General features: G+C 32.6%; 22 protein-coding genes. 12 read left to right on the plus strand and 10 right to left on the minus strand.

Annotated features, from left to right (window positions below; all coding sequences use genetic code 11):
• The first annotated feature begins 121 nt into the window (after positions 1-121).
• The 9 genes from DG508_RS19020 to DG508_RS19060 all read left to right on the plus strand — a co-directional run bounded on the left by DG508_RS19020 (position 122) and on the right by DG508_RS19060 (position 8,386).
• Positions 122-868 carry an electron transfer flavoprotein subunit beta/FixA family protein gene (locus DG508_RS19020; protein ID WP_108869681.1) on the plus strand — a complete coding sequence of 249 codons (747 nt, stop codon included), beginning with the start codon at positions 122-124 and terminating at the stop codon, positions 866-868.
• A 106-nt stretch (positions 869-974) separates the two neighbouring features.
• Complete coding sequence (locus DG508_RS19025; protein WP_108869683.1) at positions 975-1,943, plus strand: electron transfer flavoprotein subunit alpha/FixB family protein; 969 nt, start codon at positions 975-977, stop codon at positions 1,941-1,943.
• An 88-nt stretch (positions 1,944-2,031) separates the two neighbouring features.
• Positions 2,032-2,649, plus strand: a complete 618-nt coding sequence (locus DG508_RS19030; RefSeq protein WP_108869685.1) for a bifunctional nuclease family protein — start codon at positions 2,032-2,034, stop codon at positions 2,647-2,649.
• A gap of 59 nt (positions 2,650-2,708) precedes the next feature.
• Positions 2,709-4,409, plus strand: coding sequence for a NupC/NupG family nucleoside CNT transporter (locus DG508_RS19035; RefSeq protein WP_108869766.1), 1,701 nt, complete (start codon positions 2,709-2,711; stop codon positions 4,407-4,409).
• Between the two features lie 134 nt (positions 4,410-4,543).
• Positions 4,544-5,368, plus strand: coding sequence for a thymidylate synthase (locus DG508_RS19040; protein ID WP_108869687.1), 825 nt, complete (start codon positions 4,544-4,546; stop codon positions 5,366-5,368).
• Between the two features lie 23 nt (positions 5,369-5,391).
• Entirely contained in the window at positions 5,392-5,817 is a 426-nt protein-coding gene (locus DG508_RS19045) for an energy transducer TonB (RefSeq protein WP_108869689.1), read from the plus strand.
• 109 nt (positions 5,818-5,926) lie between these two features.
• A complete protein-coding gene (gene egtB, locus DG508_RS19050; RefSeq protein WP_108869691.1) occupies positions 5,927-7,093 on the plus strand; it encodes an ergothioneine biosynthesis protein EgtB in 1,167 nt (388 codons plus the stop codon).
• Between the two features lie 14 nt (positions 7,094-7,107).
• Positions 7,108-8,079, plus strand: coding sequence for an L-histidine N(alpha)-methyltransferase (locus tag DG508_RS19055; protein ID WP_108869768.1), 972 nt, complete (start codon positions 7,108-7,110; stop codon positions 8,077-8,079).
• Between the two features lie 22 nt (positions 8,080-8,101).
• A complete protein-coding gene (locus DG508_RS19060) occupies positions 8,102-8,386 on the plus strand; it encodes a DUF427 domain-containing protein (protein WP_199912817.1) in 285 nt (94 codons plus the stop codon).
• A gap of 134 nt (positions 8,387-8,520) precedes the next feature.
• Here the strand turns inward: DG508_RS19060 and DG508_RS19065 are convergent, their stop codons facing one another.
• The 4 genes from DG508_RS19065 to DG508_RS19080 all read right to left on the minus strand — a co-directional run bounded on the left by DG508_RS19065 (position 8,521) and on the right by DG508_RS19080 (position 12,622).
• The gene (locus DG508_RS19065) at positions 8,521-9,570 is read right to left on the minus strand and encodes a YncE family protein (protein ID WP_108869695.1); all 1,050 of its coding nucleotides are present in this window, start codon (positions 9,568-9,570) and stop codon (positions 8,521-8,523) included.
• A 36-nt stretch (positions 9,571-9,606) separates the two neighbouring features.
• Complete coding sequence (locus DG508_RS19070; protein ID WP_108869697.1) at positions 9,607-10,620, minus strand: PLP-dependent cysteine synthase family protein; 1,014 nt, start codon at positions 10,618-10,620, stop codon at positions 9,607-9,609.
• A 497-nt stretch (positions 10,621-11,117) separates the two neighbouring features.
• Positions 11,118-11,414 (minus strand): isoamylase early set domain-containing protein, encoded by a 297-nt coding sequence (locus DG508_RS19075; protein WP_103865818.1) that lies wholly within the window; start codon positions 11,412-11,414, stop codon positions 11,118-11,120.
• A 125-nt stretch (positions 11,415-11,539) separates the two neighbouring features.
• The gene (locus tag DG508_RS19080) at positions 11,540-12,622 is read right to left on the minus strand and encodes an aminotransferase class V-fold PLP-dependent enzyme (protein ID WP_108869699.1); all 1,083 of its coding nucleotides are present in this window, start codon (positions 12,620-12,622) and stop codon (positions 11,540-11,542) included.
• Positions 12,623-12,687: 65 nt separating this feature from the next.
• On the opposite strand from DG508_RS19080, the gene DG508_RS19085 reads away from it, so the two are divergent.
• From DG508_RS19085 to fabD, 3 genes are all read left to right on the plus strand, one after another.
• Positions 12,688-13,626: a dihydrofolate reductase gene (locus DG508_RS19085; RefSeq protein WP_103865816.1), complete on the plus strand. Its 939-nt coding sequence runs from the start codon at positions 12,688-12,690 to the stop codon at positions 13,624-13,626.
• The gene (locus tag DG508_RS19090; RefSeq protein WP_108869701.1) at positions 13,626-14,477 is read left to right on the plus strand and encodes a fructosamine kinase family protein; all 852 of its coding nucleotides are present in this window, start codon (positions 13,626-13,628) and stop codon (positions 14,475-14,477) included. Before DG508_RS19085 ends, DG508_RS19090 begins: the two co-directional genes overlap by 1 nt.
• Before the next feature lie 124 nt (positions 14,478-14,601).
• Positions 14,602-15,483, plus strand: a complete 882-nt coding sequence (gene fabD / locus DG508_RS19095) for an ACP S-malonyltransferase (RefSeq protein WP_103867379.1) — start codon at positions 14,602-14,604, stop codon at positions 15,481-15,483.
• A 294-nt stretch (positions 15,484-15,777) separates the two neighbouring features.
• Here fabD and DG508_RS19100 read toward each other — a convergent pair whose 3' ends face one another.
• The 6 genes from DG508_RS19100 to DG508_RS19125 all read right to left on the minus strand — a co-directional run bounded on the left by DG508_RS19100 (position 15,778) and on the right by DG508_RS19125 (position 22,037).
• A complete protein-coding gene (locus DG508_RS19100) occupies positions 15,778-16,410 on the minus strand; it encodes a SanA/YdcF family protein (protein WP_108869703.1) in 633 nt (210 codons plus the stop codon).
• 27 nt (positions 16,411-16,437) lie between these two features.
• Positions 16,438-17,340, minus strand: coding sequence for a hypothetical protein (locus tag DG508_RS19105; RefSeq protein ID WP_108869705.1), 903 nt, complete (start codon positions 17,338-17,340; stop codon positions 16,438-16,440).
• A gap of 115 nt (positions 17,341-17,455) precedes the next feature.
• A complete protein-coding gene (locus DG508_RS19110; protein WP_103867375.1) occupies positions 17,456-18,451 on the minus strand; it encodes a serine/threonine dehydratase in 996 nt (331 codons plus the stop codon).
• Positions 18,452-18,596: 145 nt separating this feature from the next.
• On the minus strand, positions 18,597-19,316 hold the full coding sequence (locus tag DG508_RS19115; RefSeq protein WP_108869707.1) for a M949_RS01915 family surface polysaccharide biosynthesis protein: 720 nt from the start codon (positions 19,314-19,316) through the stop codon (positions 18,597-18,599).
• Between the two features lie 370 nt (positions 19,317-19,686).
• A complete protein-coding gene (locus tag DG508_RS19120) occupies positions 19,687-20,961 on the minus strand; it encodes a metal-dependent hydrolase family protein (RefSeq protein WP_108869709.1) in 1,275 nt (424 codons plus the stop codon).
• A 185-nt stretch (positions 20,962-21,146) separates the two neighbouring features.
• The gene (locus DG508_RS19125; RefSeq protein WP_108869711.1) at positions 21,147-22,037 is read right to left on the minus strand and encodes a LysR family transcriptional regulator; all 891 of its coding nucleotides are present in this window, start codon (positions 22,035-22,037) and stop codon (positions 21,147-21,149) included.
• Between the last annotated feature and the right edge of the window lie 96 nt (positions 22,038-22,133).

Consider the following 22,133-nt stretch of genomic DNA (forward strand, 5'->3'; position numbering starts at 1 on the left):
AATTAAAACCCTTTGATAAGGGATGAATGCCTAAAAAATTTACTATGCACGCATAGTAAATTAGACTTTTTATTTGTACATTCGCTTTTATTATTAAATTCTCAAAAAATACATATATAAAATGAAGATATTAGTTTGTATTAGCCACGTGCCAGACACGACTTCCAAAATTAATTTTACGGATGGTGAGACCAAATTTGACACCAATGGTGTTCAATTTGTAATTAATCCAAACGACGAATTTGGATTGACACGAGCAATGTGGTTTAAAGAAAAGCAAGGAGCATCTGTAGATGTTGTAAATGTAGGAGGAGCAGAGACAGAGCCTACCTTGCGAAAAGCTCTTGCAATTGGTGCTGATAATGCTATAAGAGTAAATACAGAAGCTACAGATGGTTTTTATGTAGCTAGACAATTAACAAAAGTTGTACAGGATGGAGGATATGATCTTGTAATTGCTGGTAGAGAATCTATCGATTATAACGGTGGTATGGTTCCTGGTATGATCGCAGGGCTTACTGGCGCTAATTTTGTAAATACATGTATCGGTCTAGAAGTAGATGGTGATACTGCAACAGTAACAAGAGAAATAGATGGAGGTAAAGAAACTTCTACTGCCAAGTTGCCTTTGATTATAGGAGGGCAAAAAGGATTGGTAGAGGAGAGCGATTTGCGTATTCCTAATATGAGAGGGATTATGATGGCTCGTAAAAAACCACTTACAGTAGTAGATCCTGTAGAAGCAGGTCAGGAAACAAAAGCCGTTCAGTTTCAAAAACCAGCTCCAAAAGGAGAGGTTACATTAGTGGCTCCTGATAACATCGATCAGTTAGTTGAGCTATTGCATAATGAAGCTAAGGTAATTTAGTGAAAACTAAATCATTCTGAATCAGTTTCAGAATCTTCTTAAACTAGTAAAAAAAATAATCAAAGAATTCCTTAAAAACATAAAGGAATCATTAAAACAAAATTTTATGTCAGTTTTAGTATATACAGAAAGCGAAGGCGAAAAATTTAAAAAAGCAGCCTTGGAAGTAGCATCTTATGCAAAAGAAGTTGCTGCAATGCTGGGTACAACAGTAACCGCTGTAAGTATTAATGGAGGTAGTAGTAGTGAATTAGGGGCGTATGGAGTAGATAAGGTATTAGAAGTTAAGAATGATAAATTGTCCACTTTTAATGCAAAAGCATATGCAGATGTTATAAAACAAGCAGTAGAGAAAGAACAAGCTAAAGTGGTTATCGTAAGTTCTAGTGCAGATAGTAAGTTTTTAGCACCTTTGTTGTCAGTGCATCTTAATGCGGGATATGCACCCAATGTAGTGGCACTACCAGAAGAGAGTTCACCTTTTAAAGTAAAAAGAACAGCTTTCTCTAATAAAGCATTTAATATTACAGAAATAACTACAGATGTAAAGGTAGTAGGGCTTTCTAATAATGCATTTGGAATTAAAGAAAATGCAGCAGCAGGAGCATCAGAAGCATTTGAACCATCTCTTTCTGATAGTGATTTTGGAATAGAGATAACAAATATAGATAGAGCTACAGATAAAGTTTCTATTGCTGATGCAGAAATCGTAGTATCTGGTGGTCGTGGATTAAAAGGCCCTGAAAATTGGGGTATGGTAGAGGACCTTGCAGAAGTGCTAGGTGCAGCAACGGCATGTTCGAAACCTGTAAGTGATTTAGGGTGGAGACCACATGCAGAACACGTAGGGCAAACGGGAAAACCAGTGGCATCTAATCTATATATAGCAATCGGAGTATCAGGTGCAATCCAGCATTTGGCAGGTATTAATGCTAGTAAAGTAAAAGTGGTAATTAATAATGATCCTGAAGCACCTTTCTTTAAAGCCGCAGACTATGGAATAGTGGGCGATGCTTTTGAGGTAGTGCCAAAACTTATTGAAAAATTAAAAGAATTTAAGTCGAATAACGCATAATTTTCATAAATTGTGCCCAAATTAGGGGCTGTTTGAACTTATGTAAAAGTCCACATGTTCAAACAGCCTTTTTTTTATTTAGAACACTATGAGTTTAGTTCGACTGAACATAAAAGGAATATCATACAGTCAGACCCAAAATGGAGCATATGCCCTTATTTTGAGTGAGGTAGATGGAGAAAGAAAGTTACCTATTGTAATAGGTGCTTTTGAGGCACAGTCTATAGCAATTGCTTTAGAAAAAGAAATAAAGCCACCCAGACCGCTTACCCATGACCTTTTTAAAAATTTTGCAGATCGTTTTGATATTGTAGTAAAACAGGTGATTATCCATAAACTGGTAGATGGTGTGTTTTATTCCAGTGTTATTTGCGAACGAGACAAAATAGAAGAAATTATAGATGCTAGAACAAGTGATGCAATTGCATTAGCATTACGCTTTCAAGCTCCTATCTTTACTTATAAAAACATCTTGGATCAAGCAGGGATATATCTTAAAGTGAATCCTAAAAAAGATGATGAAACTGATACAGAAAGTTTGTTGGTAGATGAGTTAGTGTCTGATGATGTTGAGGTTTCAAGCAAAGAAACCAGTTATCAGGATTTATCTCCAGAAGAACTTAATAGAATGTTGGATCAAGCTGTTTCTAATGAAGATTATGAATTGGCAGCTAGAATTCGAGATGAGATTTCCAAAAGAGGATAATTCATATAAGTGTGGTGTTTAGTAGGGGTTCAATGTGTTTTTAAATGATTTCAGTTTTTATGAAAAAAGTAGTACTTACTTTTCTATTTTCACTTTTTGCTTTTACCTTTTTATCTGCACAATCCATAGAGAAAAAATGGATTTTAGAAAATGTTAAAGGAATCTCAGAAGAAAATTTTAGGGTCAAACAAGGGGATTATCTCGAATTAGATCAAGGTCAGTTTTCGTATTCGTTTAGTGGTGATTTACAGAAGTTAAACGGAGATTACCTTCAGCAGAATAATGTTATCCTGCTCTTTGCAGAAAAGGCTCAGGATTCTATGATACGATATAAAATTACCAAATTCACTGATTCTACTTTGGTAATTTCAAAAAAAGGAACTGTTTTTTCTTTTATTTCAGAGAAGCAGCCTATTCAAACCCCTCCTGTCAAAGAAGTAAAAGAACTTATTCCTAATCAAGGATTTTCATTCAATAGTTTGTGGAGAGGTGTTTTGGGAATGATTGTACTATTGATAATTGCCTATTTACTAAGTGCAAATAGAAAAGCAATTAATTGGAAAACAGTAGGAATCGGTCTGGGAGCCCAATTAATATTGGCTTTTGGAGTGTTGAAAGTAAGTTTTGTACAAAAAACATTCGAATTTGTTGGTAAAATATTTGTTCTTATACTTGACTTTACAAGAGCTGGAAGTGAGTTTCTATTGGGGGATATGATGAATGTAGACAGCTTTGGCTTTATTTTTCTATTTCAGGTGTTGCCTACTATTATATTCTTTTCGGCATTGACTTCGGTATTGTTCTACTTGGGGGTTATACAGGTTGTAGTAAAAGGAATGGCTTGGGTGTTGACCAAATTGATGGGAATTTCTGGAGCAGAAAGCTTGAGTGTTGCTGGTAATATATTTTTAGGCCAAACAGAAGCACCCTTAATGATCAAAGCTTATTTAGAACGAATGACAAGGTCTGAAATCTTATTGGTGATGATAGGAGGGATGGCAACTGTAGCTGGAGGAGTTTTGGCTGCTTATATAGGTTTTCTGGGAGGAGAAGATTCGGTATTAAGATTAGAATTTGCAAAACATTTATTGGCAGCATCTGTGATGGCGGCGCCAGGAGCGATTGTGATTTCAAAATTGTTGTACCCACAAGAAGAGCCAATTGATATAGATGTAAAAGTATCAACAGATAAGATTGGGTCAAATATTCTTGACGCTATTGCTAATGGAACTACAGAAGGGCTTAAGTTGGCTGCAAATGTTGGAGCAATGCTTTTGGTGTTTATAGCCTTTATAGCAATGATCAATTACGGATTAGGTAAATTAGGAGAGGTTAGTGGTTTAGATCTTTTTTTATCGGCTAATACTCCGTACAAAAAATTCTCATTAGAAGCTATTCTTGGAACTGTATTTGCTCCTTTAATGTGGTTAATTGGTGTTGCTAAAGAAGATATGATGTTAATGGGACAGTTGTTGGGGATTAAGCTAGCAGCTAGTGAATTTGTAGGGTATATTCAATTAGCAGATTTGAAAAATACAGCCAACGAATTGCATTTTACATATAATAAATCTGTAATTATGGCTACGTATATGTTATGTGGATTTGCAAACTTTGCATCTATAGGTATACAAATAGGAGGTATTGGTTCTTTGGCTCCAGGTCAAAGAAAAACCCTGTCAGAATTTGGTATGAGGGCATTAATAGGAGGGACTATTGCTTCTCTTTTATCTGCTACAATTGCAGGAATGATCATAGGATAATTACTTGCGATATCGTTGTTGTTAAAAACTATTTTACAACTAACCTTTAATCAATAAATTAAAGAGTACCCCGTATGCAATTTTTTGTATATTTGGGAAACATATAGGTTAATATAAAAATTGAAAGAGAGAAAATGAAGCAATATTTGGATCTTGTGCATCATGTAATTGAAAATGGAAATGCAAAAGAAGATCGAACTGGGACAGGTACAAAAAGTGTTTTTGGATACCAAATGCGTTTTGACCTTAGTGAAGGTTTCCCTATGGTTACAACAAAAAAGTTACATCTGAAATCAATAGTTCATGAATTATTATGGTTTCTGAAAGGAGATACAAACATAGACTATTTACAAGAGAATGGTGTTCGTATCTGGAATGAATGGGCAGATGATAAAGGTGATTTGGGGCCTGTATATGGTCACCAATGGCGTAACTGGAATAACGATGAAATTGATCAAATTAAAGATATAATAGATACACTCAAAAATAATCCTGATAGCAGACGTATGTTGGTTTCTGCTTGGAACCCGAGTGTAATGCCAGACACATCAAAGTCTTTTTCTGAAAATGTAGCAAATGGTAAGGCAGCATTACCCCCTTGTCATGCATTTTTTCAGTTTTATGTCGCTGATGGTAAGTTGTCTTGTCAATTATATCAACGTAGTGCAGATGTTTTTTTAGGGGTGCCTTTTAATATAGCTTCTTATGCATTGTTTACAATGATGGTGGCACAGGTTTGTGGCTATGAAGCAGGCGAGTTTATACATACCTTTGGAGACGTTCATATATACAATAATCATATAGAACAACTAGAGCTTCAGCTATCTAGAACTCCTAAGAAGTTACCTAAAATAATTCTTAATCCTGAGGTGAAAAATATTTTTGGCTTCGTTTTTGATGATTTCAAGTTAGTAGACTACGATCCGCATCCTCATATAAAAGGAAAGGTTGCAGTTTAAACCCAAATTTTAAATGAACTACTATGAAGAGAACATTACTTTTATTAACAATTTTAATTTCAACACTTTCCTTTTCTCAAGATGGGATAATTCTATCGCAAGAAAATGCGAATGAAAAAGGTATTACCCCTATGTGGCCAAAGTGTGATCGATCTAGACAAACCCCCGTAGAGTGTTTTGACCAAAAACTAAGAAATCACATCATTCAAAATTTTGAATATCCAGATGTTGCATTAAATGAAGGGTTAAGCGGTACAGTAACTATAGAGTTTATAGTCAATAAAAAAGGGAAAGTAGAAGTGATCGAAGTTACAGGAGCACATAGATATTTACAAAGAGAAGCTATCAGGATCATTAGAGCTATTCCAAAAATGCAACCAGGTAAATGGGGGAATAAGCCAATTGCTGTTGCATATGTCGTTCCGATTACATTTAGAAAACCACAATAAAATAATACTGTATTTCTAATTTTAACATTGGATTAACCTTGTTCAAAGATAAAGAATAATAAAAATCAGTAAATTTGAGTGTATGCGTAAGCCGTATATACTCTTTTTTATGATAATTACTGATAATTTACTTACCTCTTTTTTAGAAACACGTTCAGATACCGAAGAAATTTGCGCTCCGTTACAGGTTGAAGATTATGTTGTGCAACCTATTGTAGATGTCTCTCCACCAAAATGGCATCTCGGTCATACGACCTGGTTTTTTGAAGAATTTATATTGTCAAAATATAGTATCGAATATGAGCGTTTTCATCCCGAGTATGATTATGTTTTTAATAGCTATTATGAAAGTGTAGGGAAACGAGTCATACGTACAAATCGAGGGAATCTTTCTCGACCAACAGTTAGTGAAGTTTATGAATATAGAGATTATGTCACATCTCATCTTCAAAATTTTTTAGAAGAAAATGATGACCCTAAAATCAGAGAATTGATAGAAATAGGGATTCATCATGAAAAACAACACCAAGAATTATTACTTACAGATATAAAATTCATTTTAGGAAATAATCCTTTATTGCCCAAATACAATGATACATTTACAGAAAACCCTGAGCTAGATAAAGTTTCTGGGTATAGTTTGGTAGAAGAAGGGATTTATAAGATTGGATATGACGGTGATGAGTTTTGTTATGATAATGAACTAGGTAGGCATAAGGTCTTTCTTAGAGAATATGCTATTAGTAACAGATTGATATCAAATAAAGAATACTTGGAGTTTATAGAAGATGGAGGATATAAAAACACCTTGCTTTGGCATGCCGAAGCTTGGGATTGGGTACAACAATACCAAATTAAAACTCCTTTATACTGGCATACTATCGATGGGCAATATCATCAATATACCTTACAAGGACTTAAAGAGGTTAACTATAATGCACCAGTAACTCATATCTCATATTATGAAGCTTTTGCTTTTGCAGAGTGGAGAGGAGAGCGTTTACCTACAGAATTTGAGTGGGAAGTGGCCCAATCTTTCTTTAATTGGGGAGTAAGGTGGGAGTGGACAGAAAGTGCTTACCTTCCTTATCCTAACTACAAAAAAGCTCCTGGAGCATTGGGGGAGTATAACGGAAAATTTATGGTGAATCAAAAAGTTCTCAGAGGAGGATCCGTTGCTACACCACAACACCATATAAGACCAACATATCGTAATTTTTTTCATCCTAATCTTAGATGGCAATTTACAGGAGTAAGATTGGCAAAAAACCTATAACCTATCTAGTTTACATGAATTGTAAAAATCAAAAAGTTTTAACTTCTACTTTTGAAAAAGAAGTGTGCGAAGGATTGAGTGCTTTTCCTAAATATTTATCTTCTAAATTTTTCTATGATGAAATAGGAGATGAACTTTTTCAGAAGATAATGGCATTACCAGAATATTATCTCACCAGAGCAGAGTATGAAATTTTTAAAACTCATAAATCTGATATTATTCAAAGATTTGATGAAAACCAAGAAGGTTTTGATCTGATTGAATTAGGGGCAGGAGATGGTAAAAAAACAAAAGTGTTGTTGCATGAATTGCTAGACAATCATTTTGACTTTACTTATACCCCTATTGATATTAGTCAAAATGCAATAGACGGACTGGTGAAAAACTTAAAAAAAGAAATGCCAGAAGTTGTTGTACAAGGACAACGAGGAGAATATTTTGAAGTTTTAGATAGACTACAACATATGAGTAATCGCAAAAAAGTAATTATGGTATTGGGATCTAATATTGGTAATTTACTGCACTCAAGAGCAATTCAGTTTTTAAAAAAACTGTGTAATGTAATGCATTCTGGTGATTTTCTTTTTATGGGATTTGATCAAAAGAAACACCCTCAGAAAGTTTTGGATGCTTATAACGACAAAACAGGAATAACAGCAGCTTTTAATAAGAATATTCTAACTCGAATTAATAAAGAACTCAATGCAAATTTTGATATAGATACATTTATGCATTGGGAGACGTATGACCCCGAAAGTGGAACTGCTAAAAGTTATTTGGTAAGCAAAGAAAAGCAAACTGTAGATATTGATAACCTATCAATGCAAGTTCATTTTGAAGCCTGGGAGAGTATTCATACAGAGATATCTCAGAAATACGATGATACTATCGTAAAATGGTTGACAAAAGAATCTGGTTTGAAAATTGTAAAATCTTTTTCTGATCAAAATAATTATTACAAAGATTATTTGATTACCAAAGCCTAATACTTAATGAAAAAATAAAATTATGAAAGCAATTTGGAACGGACAGGTAATTGCAGAAAGTAATGATACCAAAGTTATAGAGAATAATCATTATTTTCCTCCTGAAACAATTAAAAAAGAATTTTTTACAACTACTGATACACATACTAATTGCCCTTGGAAAGGAATGGCATCATATTATACCATACAGGTGGATGGAAAAGAAAATGTGGATGCAGCATGGTATTATCCTGAGACTAGTGATCTAGCAAAACAAATAAAAGGATATGTAGCTTTCTGGAAAGGAGTTGAGGTTGTAGAAGGCTAAAAAAATGCAACTCACTCATGAGCGACTTTATGTGTAAGAGAGTTTAAAATGCCCATTTAGTATATATAAAACAACTCCTAATCATTAAAAAAATAGATTAGGAGTTTGAGTAAGTACTAATGTTGAGAGTGTGATTAATAGTATAGTACTCCAAATGGATTTAATCCAGAATCATATTCTGATTTTTTTTGTAAAGAACCATTGTTATTCACAGAATAGAAAACAACTTTTGTTGCTGATGCTCCTGAATGTGCTAAGAATAGTATAGTACCTTTTTTATTTACGGCTAGATTATGAGGGATGTTATAATCAGTGTCGATTTCTGAGATAACTTCATTAGTATATCGATTGATTACGCCTATTTTTTTATTTGCAATTCCTGTAGTAAATACATGCCTGTAACTAGCAATAATTCCATGCGTAGAATTGTATGAGATTTCTTGCTTTTTGTTCAAATTAAATCTGTTGAATACAGTTAATTTGTTATCATTTTGTGCAGGAACATATAAATTGTAACCTACAGGTAATATGTGTGCATCACCTCCTACAGTTTCATGTTTAAGGTATTCTAGAGTGCTGGTGTTATACATTACAACATAGCTTTTATCAGGACCATCTAATATGGTGACATAAGCAGCATATCCGCTTGGAGAAATAGTAACATCATGCTGTACAGCATTTTCAGTTAATTCAGGAATCTCATTGGTAGGTAATGATAAGTTATCAATAAGAGAATTAGATCTCAAGTCGATTACAGAAGTTGTTTTAGAAACTATATTGTTTACCCATAATTGGTTGGCGCGCTCATTGATCCACATATGAAAAGCACCCTCTTGGATAGCTATTTCCCCTTTCATTTTAAAAGTATTTGCATCGTAATAAACGATTTTCTTATTCGCAAAATCACCTACATATACTGCATTATTTCTTTTGCTATGAGCTAAATAAGTAGGTTGTGCACCTGCATCGGGTAAAGTTATTTCTGTTATGAGATCGGTGGTTTTACCATTAAAAACGCTTACTGTAGAAGAGCCTCTATTGGCAACCAGAAAATATTCTTGATTATAATAATACGATTTTTCAGAAGTAAGTGAATTTTCTTCTTTTTGTATGGATTCTTTTTCGCACGAACTTATTAGTGCGATAATAAACCCTAAGGCTAGTAATAAACTGATTTTTTTCATTTGTGTAAAGTTTTAAATAATTGGAGTAAGTAATTTTTATCTAATAATTTCAAATCCTATTAATTGTATATCTGATGACATAAAATCATCTTTTTTTGTCTCTGTGCAGCATAGATCAGTACTTAGGTATTTTTTATTACAATCAGAGAAAACAGTTACTACATTGGCATCAACCCCTAATTTTTCTTGAGCAATGATTGCACCTAGAAAATTAGCGCCAGATGAGATACCTACTCCTAGACCAATTTCGTTTGATAGTTTTTGTGCGATTATAATTGCATCTCCATCATCAACTTGAATAATCGAATCTAATTTTTCGAGTTTGATAATAGAAGGAATAAATTCATCTGATATCCCTTGTATACGATGCTTTCCTATTTTGTAACCAGTAGATAATGTAGGAGAATTAGCAGGTTCTAAAGGGTGAATTTTTATAGTACTGTACTTTTCTTTCAAAAAGCCCCCAGCCCCCATTATTGTTCCACCAGTGCCTACACCAGCTATAAATGCATCTATGGTAAGCCCTAAATTTTTCATTTGATCGTATATCTCTGGTCCAGTAGTCATATAATGACTTTCTACATTGTAAAAGTTGTCAAACTGGCGGGGTAAGAAAACATTTTTCTTAGAGAGTTGATGTCTTTTTGTAAACTCAATACTGCCAAGAAAACCACCCTCTTCTGGAGATACTAGAAAAATAGATGCACCAAAACTTTTGATTAGCCGCTTTCGTTCGTTACTCATCCAATTAGGCATATATATAGTTACAGGATGATTGTATACAGCTCCTATGGCAGCAAAAGAAATCCCCATGTTTCCACTCGTTGCCTCAACAATTTCATCATAAGGATGTAAATCACCGTTCTCATAAGACTTATTGATAATATGTAAAGCAACACGATCTTTTATGCTACCTGTCATATTAAAATTTTCGAGCTTTGCGTATACGATTCTTTTTTTTCCTTTAAATAAAAAAATGATTTTAGCAAGAGGAGTATTGCCAATAATATTTTTTAAATCAATCTTTTTATAAGCCTTAGTTGTAAGCATTACGGTTCATTGGTTAATAGTGATGTATTGAAAGACAATACATCACTATTGTTATAAATAACATAAATGTTTAGTATTCATTTATGAGTTGAGTGTGTTTTGTGTGTAATATTTATCAAATTTAGAATATAAAAAACGATACTTTATTGATGTATCTAACATATTAGATTAAAAAATAATCGCATGATAGACAGTTGTTTATGTTTTGACCGCAATAAGTTTAAGTGTATTCAGTAAGAAAAATAAGTAAAGAGAAGAAGAGAGGTATATCTCTGCTGTTGGATAAGGTTATATAGGTACTATATTTTTTTGAAATCCTGTGATTTAATAAAAAAAACTCTGGATTTGAATGGTTTTGAGGTAATTATACGCAAATTTAACCCAAGAATTACCTTTCTCGGTTTACAGAGTTATTTTTCACAAAAAAACATGTCAAAACCATTCAAAAAACCAGAAGAGAATAAATAATTAAGCTGATTATTGTTTGATAAAAGTACTTATAATACAAGTAAGCTATTATCTGCAGAAGCAAATTCATTCCATTGATAACCATCAGCTTCTATTTCATTAGTCCATTCACCATCTACTACATATTTGAATTCGAATTTATTGTCTTTGGGAAGGTCTATAGTTCCTTTAAAGTTTCCATTTTTTAACTTTTTAAGAACCGTAGCTTCAGTATTCCATTCGTTGAATTCGCCTGCTACACTCACTTTATTAGCTTTTTTTGCTGGAACAATAAAAGTAACTTTACAGACTGGTTTAGATTTTAAGTATTGTTTAGTAATTGCCATAATTGTGTGTGTTATTTAAAATTTTGGTTAATAACTTAGAAACTAAGTTACTATAAAAAGATTAAAAACAAAAAGATAGAAGTGTCAGATTTTCAGTATTTTAATGAGTGTTTGAAGGTGAATTATTAACAATAACGATGTAGGGCAGTAAGTAATTTTTCTATATCATCAATGGTATTATAAAAATGAAAACTAATTCGGATACCTTGTCCTCTTAGAGAAGTAGTAATATTATGCTCTTTGAGATACTGATGTAATTGGTGATCACCTTTTAGATTTAAAATAGAACTGTGTTTTGGTCGTTTTATTACAGTACTATCCAATAGATGTAGTTTGGTCAGTTCTTTTGTTGCATATTCACATAATTCATAGAGATGGTTTTCAATAGTTGCAACTCCTATTATAGAAATGAAATCCAAAGAATGTTGTAAACTCCGAAAGTTCAATGTATCTAGATGACCGCATTCAAACCTAGCTTGTAAAGTTGTGTATGAAGGGTTTTGGTCTGCTTTTGCAGCCATATTGATATAGGATAAAGGGGTGATCTGATCTAGTATTCCGTGATTAAAAAGAAAAAAACCATTACCATAACCACTCAATAGCCATTTGTAACCACTACCTCCAAGGATATCAATTCCAGAATTCTTAAAATCAAAAACTTTAGTGCCACAAAATTGAGTGCCATCTGCAATGATAAGCATATCAGGATATTTAGTTTTTAATGTCTTTATAAAATCTAGATCTATCGCAATGCCACTGATATATTGTACGATACTACATATAAAAACATCAGGAAGGTGTTTTTTTACAGCTTTCTCTATATTTTGTTCCAAGGTTGCATTTATGCTAGCATAGCAAACCTCAAAACCTTTGCCTATAACTGCGGTATTGATAGAAGGGTAATCACCATCAAGTAAAAGTACTTTTTTGTTTTTGTCAAGGCCGTCTAAGAGAATTTTTAAACCTAGAGAAAAATTAGGGATTAAAATAACATCAGTATCAGAATTACCAAAGAAAGAAGAAATTGTTTTGCGCACATTACTCAAGTCGTCTTGTTGTCTTTCTCTAAATACGCCGCCTTTATTATAGAAATCTAAGTCATGTCTTTTTCTAAAATCTAAAAGAGAAGTGTGTAGTAATCCAGAATAGGCAGTATTGAGATAGGTATGATGTGATAAAACAGGAAATTCTTTTCTTAAATTCTTCATAAGTAATTTTAGTGATTTTTAGTAAAAGCTATATCTTTACTTGCCGATACTAAGTTAGCATTAATATGTTTTCAAAAAAGAAAGAAACACCACAAATTGATCCACAGCAACGTGAGCTTTATGAGCATGCACGTAAACGAATTATTCAAAAGAAAAGGTTATTTCAGCATTTTATACTTTTTATAGTAGGCGCTGTTTTTTTTGCAATTCTTAATATTGTATTTGGCTACGGAAAAGAGATTACATTCTTTGGGTCAAATTGGTATATCATTGCTATCTTATGTTGGGCTTTTCTATTTGTATTGCACTTCTGTAATGTATGGTTGTTTAGTAAGTTTATGGGACAAGCCTGGGTAGATAGACAAATGGAACAATTGATTATCAAACAGAAAAAAGAAATAGCATTGCTTCAGAAAGATGTGGATTTGATGTACCCTAAAGAAGAATTACTAAAAAAGAAGGAAGAATTTATTAAAGAGAAAACGACTAGAGTTGCTACCGAACCAATTAAATCGAAACGTATGGTAACTATGATTGCAGCAGCAGGAGAAAACAATGCTTTAGGTAAAGACAATGATTTGGTTTGGCATTTGCCAGATGATTTTAAACGTTTCAAAAAGATGACTACAGGGCACCATATTATTATGGGACGTAAAACTTTTGAATCTTTTCCCAAATTATTACCCAATAGAGTACATGTAGTAATTACTCGTGATAAAACATATCAGGCAGAAGGAACCATAGTTGTACATACGATCAAGGATGCGTTAGACATAGCCAAAGCAGATGAACAGCCTTTTATAATAGGCGGAGGAGAAATTTATTCTTTGGGATTAGAATATACTGATTGTATTGAGCTAACAAGGATACATGAATCTTTTGATGCAGATGCCTTTTTTCCTGAAATTGATACCAAAACCTGGAAACTGGAAAAAGAAGAATTTCATGATATTGATGAAAAACATAAACATCCCTTTACATATCTTACGTATAAAAGGAAATAATGTATTCCTCAAGATTACTCTCTTATTTTGAAGAGTTGATTTCTGAAAAAATAATATCTTCTACTCAATTATATGGAGGAGATATCAATGAAGTGTATGTATTACAAACAAGTAATCAAAAAGTTGTTGTAAAGCTCAATAGTGCTTCTAGATACCCTGATATGTTTAAGAAAGAAGCAAAAGGATTGTACTTTTTAGAACAATTAAGTACGTTTACTATACCAAAAATTATTCATTGTGATAATTTTGAAGAAATAGCTTTTTTAATGTTGACGTATATAGAGTCTGGGAATAAGAATGACAATTTTTGGAAAACATTTGGAGAGAAATTGGCACTTTTACATCAACAGAAACAATCTTGTTTTGGGTTTGAAAATGATAATTATATAGGAAGTCTATTTCAGAAAAATCAGTTATGTGATTCTCCATATAAATTTTATACAACACAACGATTACAACCTCAGTTTGAATTAGCAGAACAAAAAGGATACGTGTTTTCAGAATTAAATGCTTTTTATAAAAATATTGAAGATGAAATCCCAAAAGAGCAACCAAGTTTAATTCATGGTGATTTGTGGAGTGGCAATTTTATGATTGATAAGAAAGGAACTCCTTGCCTTATTGATCCTGCAGTATCTTATGCGCCTAGAGAAATGGATATTGCTATGATGCATCTTTTTGGTGGTTTTGATTCTCAATTGTTTGATGTGTATGATGAAATTTTTCCGTTTATAGATGGATGGGAAAATCGATTATCACTGTGGCAGTTGTATTACCTATTGGTTCATCTTAATCTTTTTGGAGATTCCTATTACAATCAAGTAAAAACAATTGTAAAGTCATATATCTAAAGTGTAATATTATTGTTTTCTGAGAGGTATGGTTATTGCTATATATGTCAAAACGAAACTGATTACAAGTTACATTGTAAATATAATCCTTATTTTTGCCAAAATTTTAAATACACAGTATCATATGAACGCATATGTATTTCCCGGTCAAGGAGCTCAATTTTCAGGAATGGGCCTTGATTTATACGAAAATTCAGAAATAGCAAAAGAGCTTTTTCATAAAGCTAATGATATTTTGGGCTTTGAGATTACCAAAATCATGTTTGAAGGTACAGCAGATGAACTAAAACAAACTAAAGTAACTCAACCAGCAATCTTTTTGCACTCAGTAATTCTGAGTAAAGTATTAGGTGATAGTTTTGCACCAGATATGGTTGCAGGGCATTCTTTAGGAGAATTTTCTGCCTTGGTAGCTAATAAGACACTGAATTTTGAAGACGCTTTGCGTTTGGTGTCTAAGCGAGCTATAGCAATGCAAAAAGCATGTGAATTAAAACCATCTACAATGGCTGCTGTTTTAGGACTTGAAGATGAGATAGTAGAACAAGGTTGCGAGGCAATAGATGGAGTTGTAGTTGCGGCAAATTACAACTGCCCAGGACAGTTGGTCATCTCAGGAGAAATAGAGGCGATTAATAAAGCATGTGAGTTGATGAAAGAGAAAGGAGCTAGAAGAGCATTGGTGTTACCTGTAGGAGGAGCATTTCATTCTCCATTGATGGAGCCTGCCCGTGAGGAGTTAGCTGCTGCAATAGAAGGAACGACATTCAATATACCTAAATGTGCAGTATATCAAAATGTAACAACCAATGCAGTTACAGACCCTTCTGCGATCAAGGAGAATCTTATAGCGCAACTTACAGCTCCTGTAAAATGGACTCAAAGTATACAAAATATGATCAAGGATGGAGCAACATCGTTTACAGAAGTTGGTCCAGGTAAAGTATTATCTGGATTGGTGAAAAAAGTAGATCGATCTATGGAAACCATTTCTGCTTCCATATAAATCGCTGTTATATATAATATCTAATCTCCTATATTTTATAAAGTATAGGAGATTTTTTTATAATAAAAACACTAATTGATAAGATGTAATTTTACAAGGTAAGTTCAAGTAAGAAATACAATTAATTTGCTGTTATACCAGTTCTGATTTAAATTTACTCATAAGAAAAATGATGGATTTTTGACTTAGATAAAAAAGAAAATTCAAGCATAGCAGGGCTACGGTCGTGTTTTATTTTGAAATATTAGACAAAAAGGCGCAGTTTTATTGAGTAAATTTAAGTTGGAAATGGTATTAGATAATTTCTATTTTTTTTCCGAGGTATTTTGGTTGTACACCAAATATAATATCTAAAAAGACTTTGGTTCTGGCAAAGTATTCTCTTAGGTTAGTTCTGATTCCGTTTCTTCCATTTACACTTTTAGCATTAAACCCAAAAGCTTGAATTCCATTTTTTTCTGCAAGATAAATAGCTCTTTTATTATGAAATTCTTGAGAGATAATAACAATCCTTGTTTGTCCAAAAACTTCTTTTGCTCTAATTACAGAATCTAATGTTCTAAATCCTGCGTAATCTAGATAAATCTTATTTTTGGGAATGCCGTTTTTTATTAACTCTTCTTTAAAATCAGCGGGCTCATTGTAGGTTTTTGTTCCGTGATCTCCACTTACAAGTATATATTGTATTTTTTTTGCTTTGAATAGTGCTACTGCTGCCTTTATTCTATATTGAAAATATAAATTCCTTCTACCATTTTTAAGTGTTTTTGAAGTACCCAAAACAAGTCCTACTTTATGTTTTTTGACTTTGTCAATATGATAAGAAGTTTTTCCTTTTGAGAATTTTTCAATAGAATAATTAGACATAATAACCGATCCAGAAATCAAAAAGATGATTAATAAAAGTATTTTTCTTTTGCGACTCATATCTAATATCTTACTTTTTATAAATTGTTAACATAGAGCTTGCCACCATGTTAGTTTTGTCAAAATAAACTCATTAAAACTAATGGTTGAAGAACGTGCTACCTTTTCTTTGATATAGAACTTGCTTTTGTTTCTATCCCAACCAAGGGTGATAGTGTCATATTTTACTAATTGATATATGGTATAAATAGTATGTGCTTGAGTTATGAGTTTATTTAGATAAGTAACCGATTTTAAAAAGTCGTTGTCCTGATTAATCGTATTAGTAATCAAAATTTTGTCTTTGTCAGTAATTTTTTCATATTGTTTATTCAAGATATATTGTAATGTTTGTTTGTCTTCTATAGTATTTGCGATTTGTTGTATTACAATACTATTATCTGAGGTTTTATCATTTTCTGTATAAGAGTAAGTAAGTATATTATTAGCTTCATAATTTACACCATAGGGTATAAGTTGTAACGAAGCATTTGTATCTGTACCTATCTTGGGGATATCAATCTGTAAATAGAAAATAGCATATTTTTGATTGTATTTTTTAAAATCATAACTAGGAATAAAAGATTTGATCATCAATTCTTTTGGTAAAATTTGCTGTAATGGTTTGTTAGAAGATAGTTTTTTCTTCCAAGAGCAACCCCATTCTTCTGTAGTCAATACAGTATATGTTGCATTCTTTTGTTTATATGCTCCTGCGGTACTGGTGCAATTACAGCCGCAGGTAGGAAAAGTTCCTGATACCTTAAGATATCCATTTTTGGAGTCATCAATGACTTCTCCATCCATTATTTTTTCATTTTCTTCTAAATCGTACGTCAATTCAGAATAACAAGGATTAACACTATTCCATAAGATATTTTTTAAAGATTGCGCATGTATTGATTGTACTATTATTATAACTAAAATTGATAGAAATGTTTTTTGTTTCATTGTTTATTTAGAATCATTTTGCTCACTAAGTGAGATTTTAAAGTTCTGAAGCTTGCTTCGAAATTAAAAGTTTGTTTTAAACGAATACTTCGTGGACTTACCGAGGTAGTTTATTTTATAGCAGACTTGGTATCTCGGATAGGAAATCATTTTCCCAAATTTTTAAATTTGTAGGTTGATCGATATTGCTTCCAGATAGGATGATTAGTATTTTTTTCTTACTGGATTGTTTTTTCATCCATTGCTTTGCGGCTTCCATAGATAGAGCACTTGTAGGTTCTATTCTTAATTTTAATAGGTGAGTTAACCATTGTGTCCAATAAATCATATCTGTCTCTTTGATTTCATAAAACTCATCGAGTTTTTTTAGATATTCAAAGGTTATTCTTCCTACAGATAATGTCATAGCCCCATCTGCGAGTGTATTTGGTACCGTTTTCAATCGTTGTATAATATTTGTTCTGATAGAATTAGCCGCATCATTGGCGTTAAGAGGTTCTGCTCCGATAACTTGTGTAGTAGGAGATATTCCTTTGGTGGCAACATATGAACCAGATAACAGACCACCCCCTCCACAAGGAGCAAATACAGCATCTACTTTACCAATTTCTTGTAGCGCATCATATGCTACTGTTCCTTGTCCAGAAATAACTTGTTCATGATTGAATGGAGGAATCCAATAGGTGCCTTCTTCTTTTGCTGACTGCTGTACTTGTTGATCTGCTATAATGCGAGATTCACAAAGAATCACTTTGGCTCCATATGAAGAGGTTGCTTGTATTTTTATTTTTGAGGAGTATGAAGGCATATAAATAGTAGTGGGTATTCCAAACATTTTTGCAGCCCATGCTACTGCTTGTGCATGATTTCCTGAACTGTTTGCAACAATATGTTTAGGTTTTTGGTTGTTTTCTATAAGCCATGCGATTGTATTACACGCTCCGCGTGCTTTGAAAGCCCCAATTTTTTGAAGCCCTTCTGCTTTAAAATAAATCTCATGGCCTAACCATTTGTTTAATAAAGAAGATCCAATAATTGGAGTGTCATTTACCAATGTACCTATACGTTTTTTGGCTGCAATAATATCACTTAATTGAAGTAGGTTGTTCATATTATACTGTATCGATTTGTGTGATCGTTTTTTTATGAATTAATACTAGAGAGCACTGTTTATTTTAGTGTGATTAACCCTAATTTTTAGTACTCATTATATAATTGTTGTAGTCGCTTTTCAAATTTATAAAATAAGTAGTATATTAATTTAGCTTCTCACATTTGTGCATCTCCCATCTTTTTTCTAAATATTCATTAAAAATACGATTTGTTTTTAAAGATTCACTTGCTTTATATGTCCCACCATACATTACTTCTTTTTGTTTGCAAATAGCTGTTTCTCCTCTCAAAGCATATTTGGTATCATCTTCATACATTATTATTTTCATCGTTCCAGGATCCATTCCTCCTCTACATATCAACACGTATGGGATAGAGACTTCAGAAATCCCATCTTTATCTAAATCTGTAATTGTTGCTGCTTTTTTTATGAAACCAGTGTACATGTCAACACCAAAACACTTGGTGTAATCATACATTCTCCATTTCATCTGAAATTGATTTTGATTAGAACGTTTTTGAAACAAGTATACATATAGCTCTGATTTATCTTGGATATCGTATTTTTGGGATCCTGATTTGTAGTATTCTTTCCAGTCAAAAGAACCACTTAGGGTAAAGATCAAAATATTTTCTCCCAATGCATCTTTCCATTTCAAAGATTCTACGACTGTTCCTCTAAAATTTAAGCTTTTGGGAATCTCATCATATATAAGAGAGGTCGTTTTGATAGAATTTTTGGTGTCAGTAATTTCTAGCTTTAATTCAGCTTCTAGTTGATTTTCTTTTTCTTCTGTTGTTTGACAAGTTGCTAGATTAAAAATTAAGGAGACGGCTGTTATAAGTGTTATTTTTTTTATCATCAATAAAGTCTTGTTGATTAGTACTACTAGAGAGTGATTTTTTTATTATATACTAGACAAATAAATAGTTGTTATTTGATGTAAAATAATGAAATAAAATAGACTTATATTAGGCCTTAAACAGGTGTTTGTATTCCCCTGAATACCTTGATTGGTTATTTTTTGTTTTTATACACATTTTAAGATTCTATTTTTTTTCAATTTGTGTGTATTGATAACACTTTTACTCACTAAGTGATATTTTAATACTTAAAGCTTGCTTTGGAACTAAAGGTTCGTTTTCAAACAAACACTTCGTGGATTTACCTCGAGGTAGTTTATTATATATGTTACCAGTATTTTTTGTAAAGGTATACTAATTCGATTTTTCCTATTGCTTATAGATTTTTCCATCTTTCATTACAAAAACTATATTTTCCATTGTATCAATCTTTTGTGTTGGGTCATCATTTACAGCAACGATATCAGCCAAAAAACCAGGAGATATTTGTCCAATCTGATCATTCATGTTAAGGATTTCTGCATTGGTAGTGGTAGCGCTTTGTAGGACAGCCATAGCTGGCATTCCTGCTTCGACCATAAAACCAAATTCTTTTCCATTCTGTCCATGTTTATATACTCCAGCATCAGTTCCAAAAGCGATTCCCACCCCGTGATCATATGCTTGCTTGAAAGTATTTTGAATTTTTGGACCTATTTCTAATGCTTTTGGAACAATAATTTCTGGATAATATCCATCAATTTTAGCTTTTTGAGATACTTCTTTTCCTGCGGTAATAGTAGGAACTAAATAGGCGTCATATTGCTTCATCAAATCCATTGTTTTATTACTCATCAATGTGCCGTGTTCTATTGTTTTTACACCTCCTAAGATTGCACGTTGCATTCCCTCATCTCCATGTGCATGGGCTGCAACATGAAATCCATAATCTTTGGCAGTTTGGCAGATAGCTTTGATTTCTTCTATAGTAAATTGTGGATTAGAGCTACTTTTTGCTACACTTAATACTCCTCCTGTTGCGGTGATTTTGATAAGATCAGCCCCATTTTTATAGCGTTGTCTAACTGCTTTTTTTGCATCTTCTATACTATTTACTACTCCGTCTTTTGGACCAGGGTCTCCAATTAATGACCTTTTATTTCCGTTGGTTGGATCTGCATGGCCTCCAGTTGTAGCGAGTGCTTTGCCAGCAGTAAATATTCTAGGGCCTTTAATTTTACCTTGGCTGATAGCTTTTTTTAATGAAATATTTACACCACTCCCACCGAGATCTCTTACGGTGGTAAAACCAGCCATGAGTGTTTTGTTTGCATAGTTAACTGATTTGAAAGCAATATCTGCTTCGCTATCAGTGTATTTTTGTAAATATGCTTTAGGGTTAGTTTCCATCTCAAGATGCACGTGCATGTCAATTAATCCAGGTAATATTGTTTTGTTCTTGAGATCTATTACTATATCTTCTTTTTTACCTGTAGTATAACCGTTTTCTATTTTTACGATTTTGTTTCTTGAAACTACGATTGTTTTTTGGGTAAGAACCTTTCCTTTTTTGGTGTCAATAAGTTTGCCGCATTGTAAATACGTGTCTTGAGCAAAAATTGTAGTACTGATAAGTAAAAAAAGTAGTGTATATGTGTATTTCATTGTGCGAGAGTTAATTTTGTTAAGCCTGAGTCTATTAAAAATGGAAGAGACAATTTAAAATAAATTGCTGTAAAAGGGGAGAGGATTATAATTTATTTTAAGATATGCAATGGTAGAAAAGAAGTTGTTGTGTATAAAATGTAAGATTTAATCATTTTTTGACTGTAATTTTTAAATATTACTTATTAGGATGTGATTGAGTTTTCTTTGAAATTAGAAATGAAATCATTAATATATTTCTTAGACTCATCTGTTTTACGTATTACTAAATAATGCGTGCGTTTTAATCCTTGATTTCCAATTTTTTTAAGAGTGATTTCTTCTGATAACTTAAAAGATTTTAATGCCCATTTTGGCATTGTCATAATTCCCATATTTGCACAAACCATTTCAAGAGCAACTTCTGTGAGAGGAATGGCTGATATTTTTTTAGGAATGATATTATTTGGTTTTAAATAATGGGTATATACCGAAACAGTTTCCAAAGGATATGAATGTATGATTAGGTGGTTTTCTAAAAAGTGAGTAGGTTCGATATATGGATACGCACTACATTTATTTTCTTTATGCATTATAGCAAATATTTCATCGTCAAAAATGGGAATACTTTTTAGCGAATCGTCAAATGGTCGTTTGGTTACAATGGCAATGTCTATTTCATTAGTATGTAATCTAGGAATTGGTGTTGAGGTAGCTTCTACAATAAGGTCTATTTTTATTTCGGGATATAAAATTCCCATTTTTTGAATAAAACCTGGAATCCCTTGGTAGAAAGAAAAACACTCGGGAGTAATCCTAATATGCCCTTTGGATCCAGATGCTATTTTTTGAATATCTATAAATCCTTCATCAATTGTTTTTAGAACCTTTGATGATAAATTATAAAACTCAATACCTTGCTCTGTTAGTTTCCAATTCCCTCGGGTTCTATAAAAAACTTTAAAACCAAGTAATTCTTCTAGGCCTTTGAGTTGATGACTTAACGCAGATTGGGTTAAAAATAGTTTTTTTGACGAGTTGACAATGTTACCTTGATCAACAATAGTCTTTATGAGCCTGAAGTATTTGATTTCCATATAGACAAAGTTATGGTAAAAATAAATTTCTATTACTGAAAATATTTCATCAGAAAATTAGATTAATTCATCATCTGCAGAGGTGTATTTTTGAAA

The sequence above is a fragment of the Aquimarina aquimarini genome (genome assembly GCF_900299535.1).
GTDB lineage: Bacteria > Bacteroidota > Bacteroidia > Flavobacteriales > Flavobacteriaceae > Aquimarina > Aquimarina aquimarini.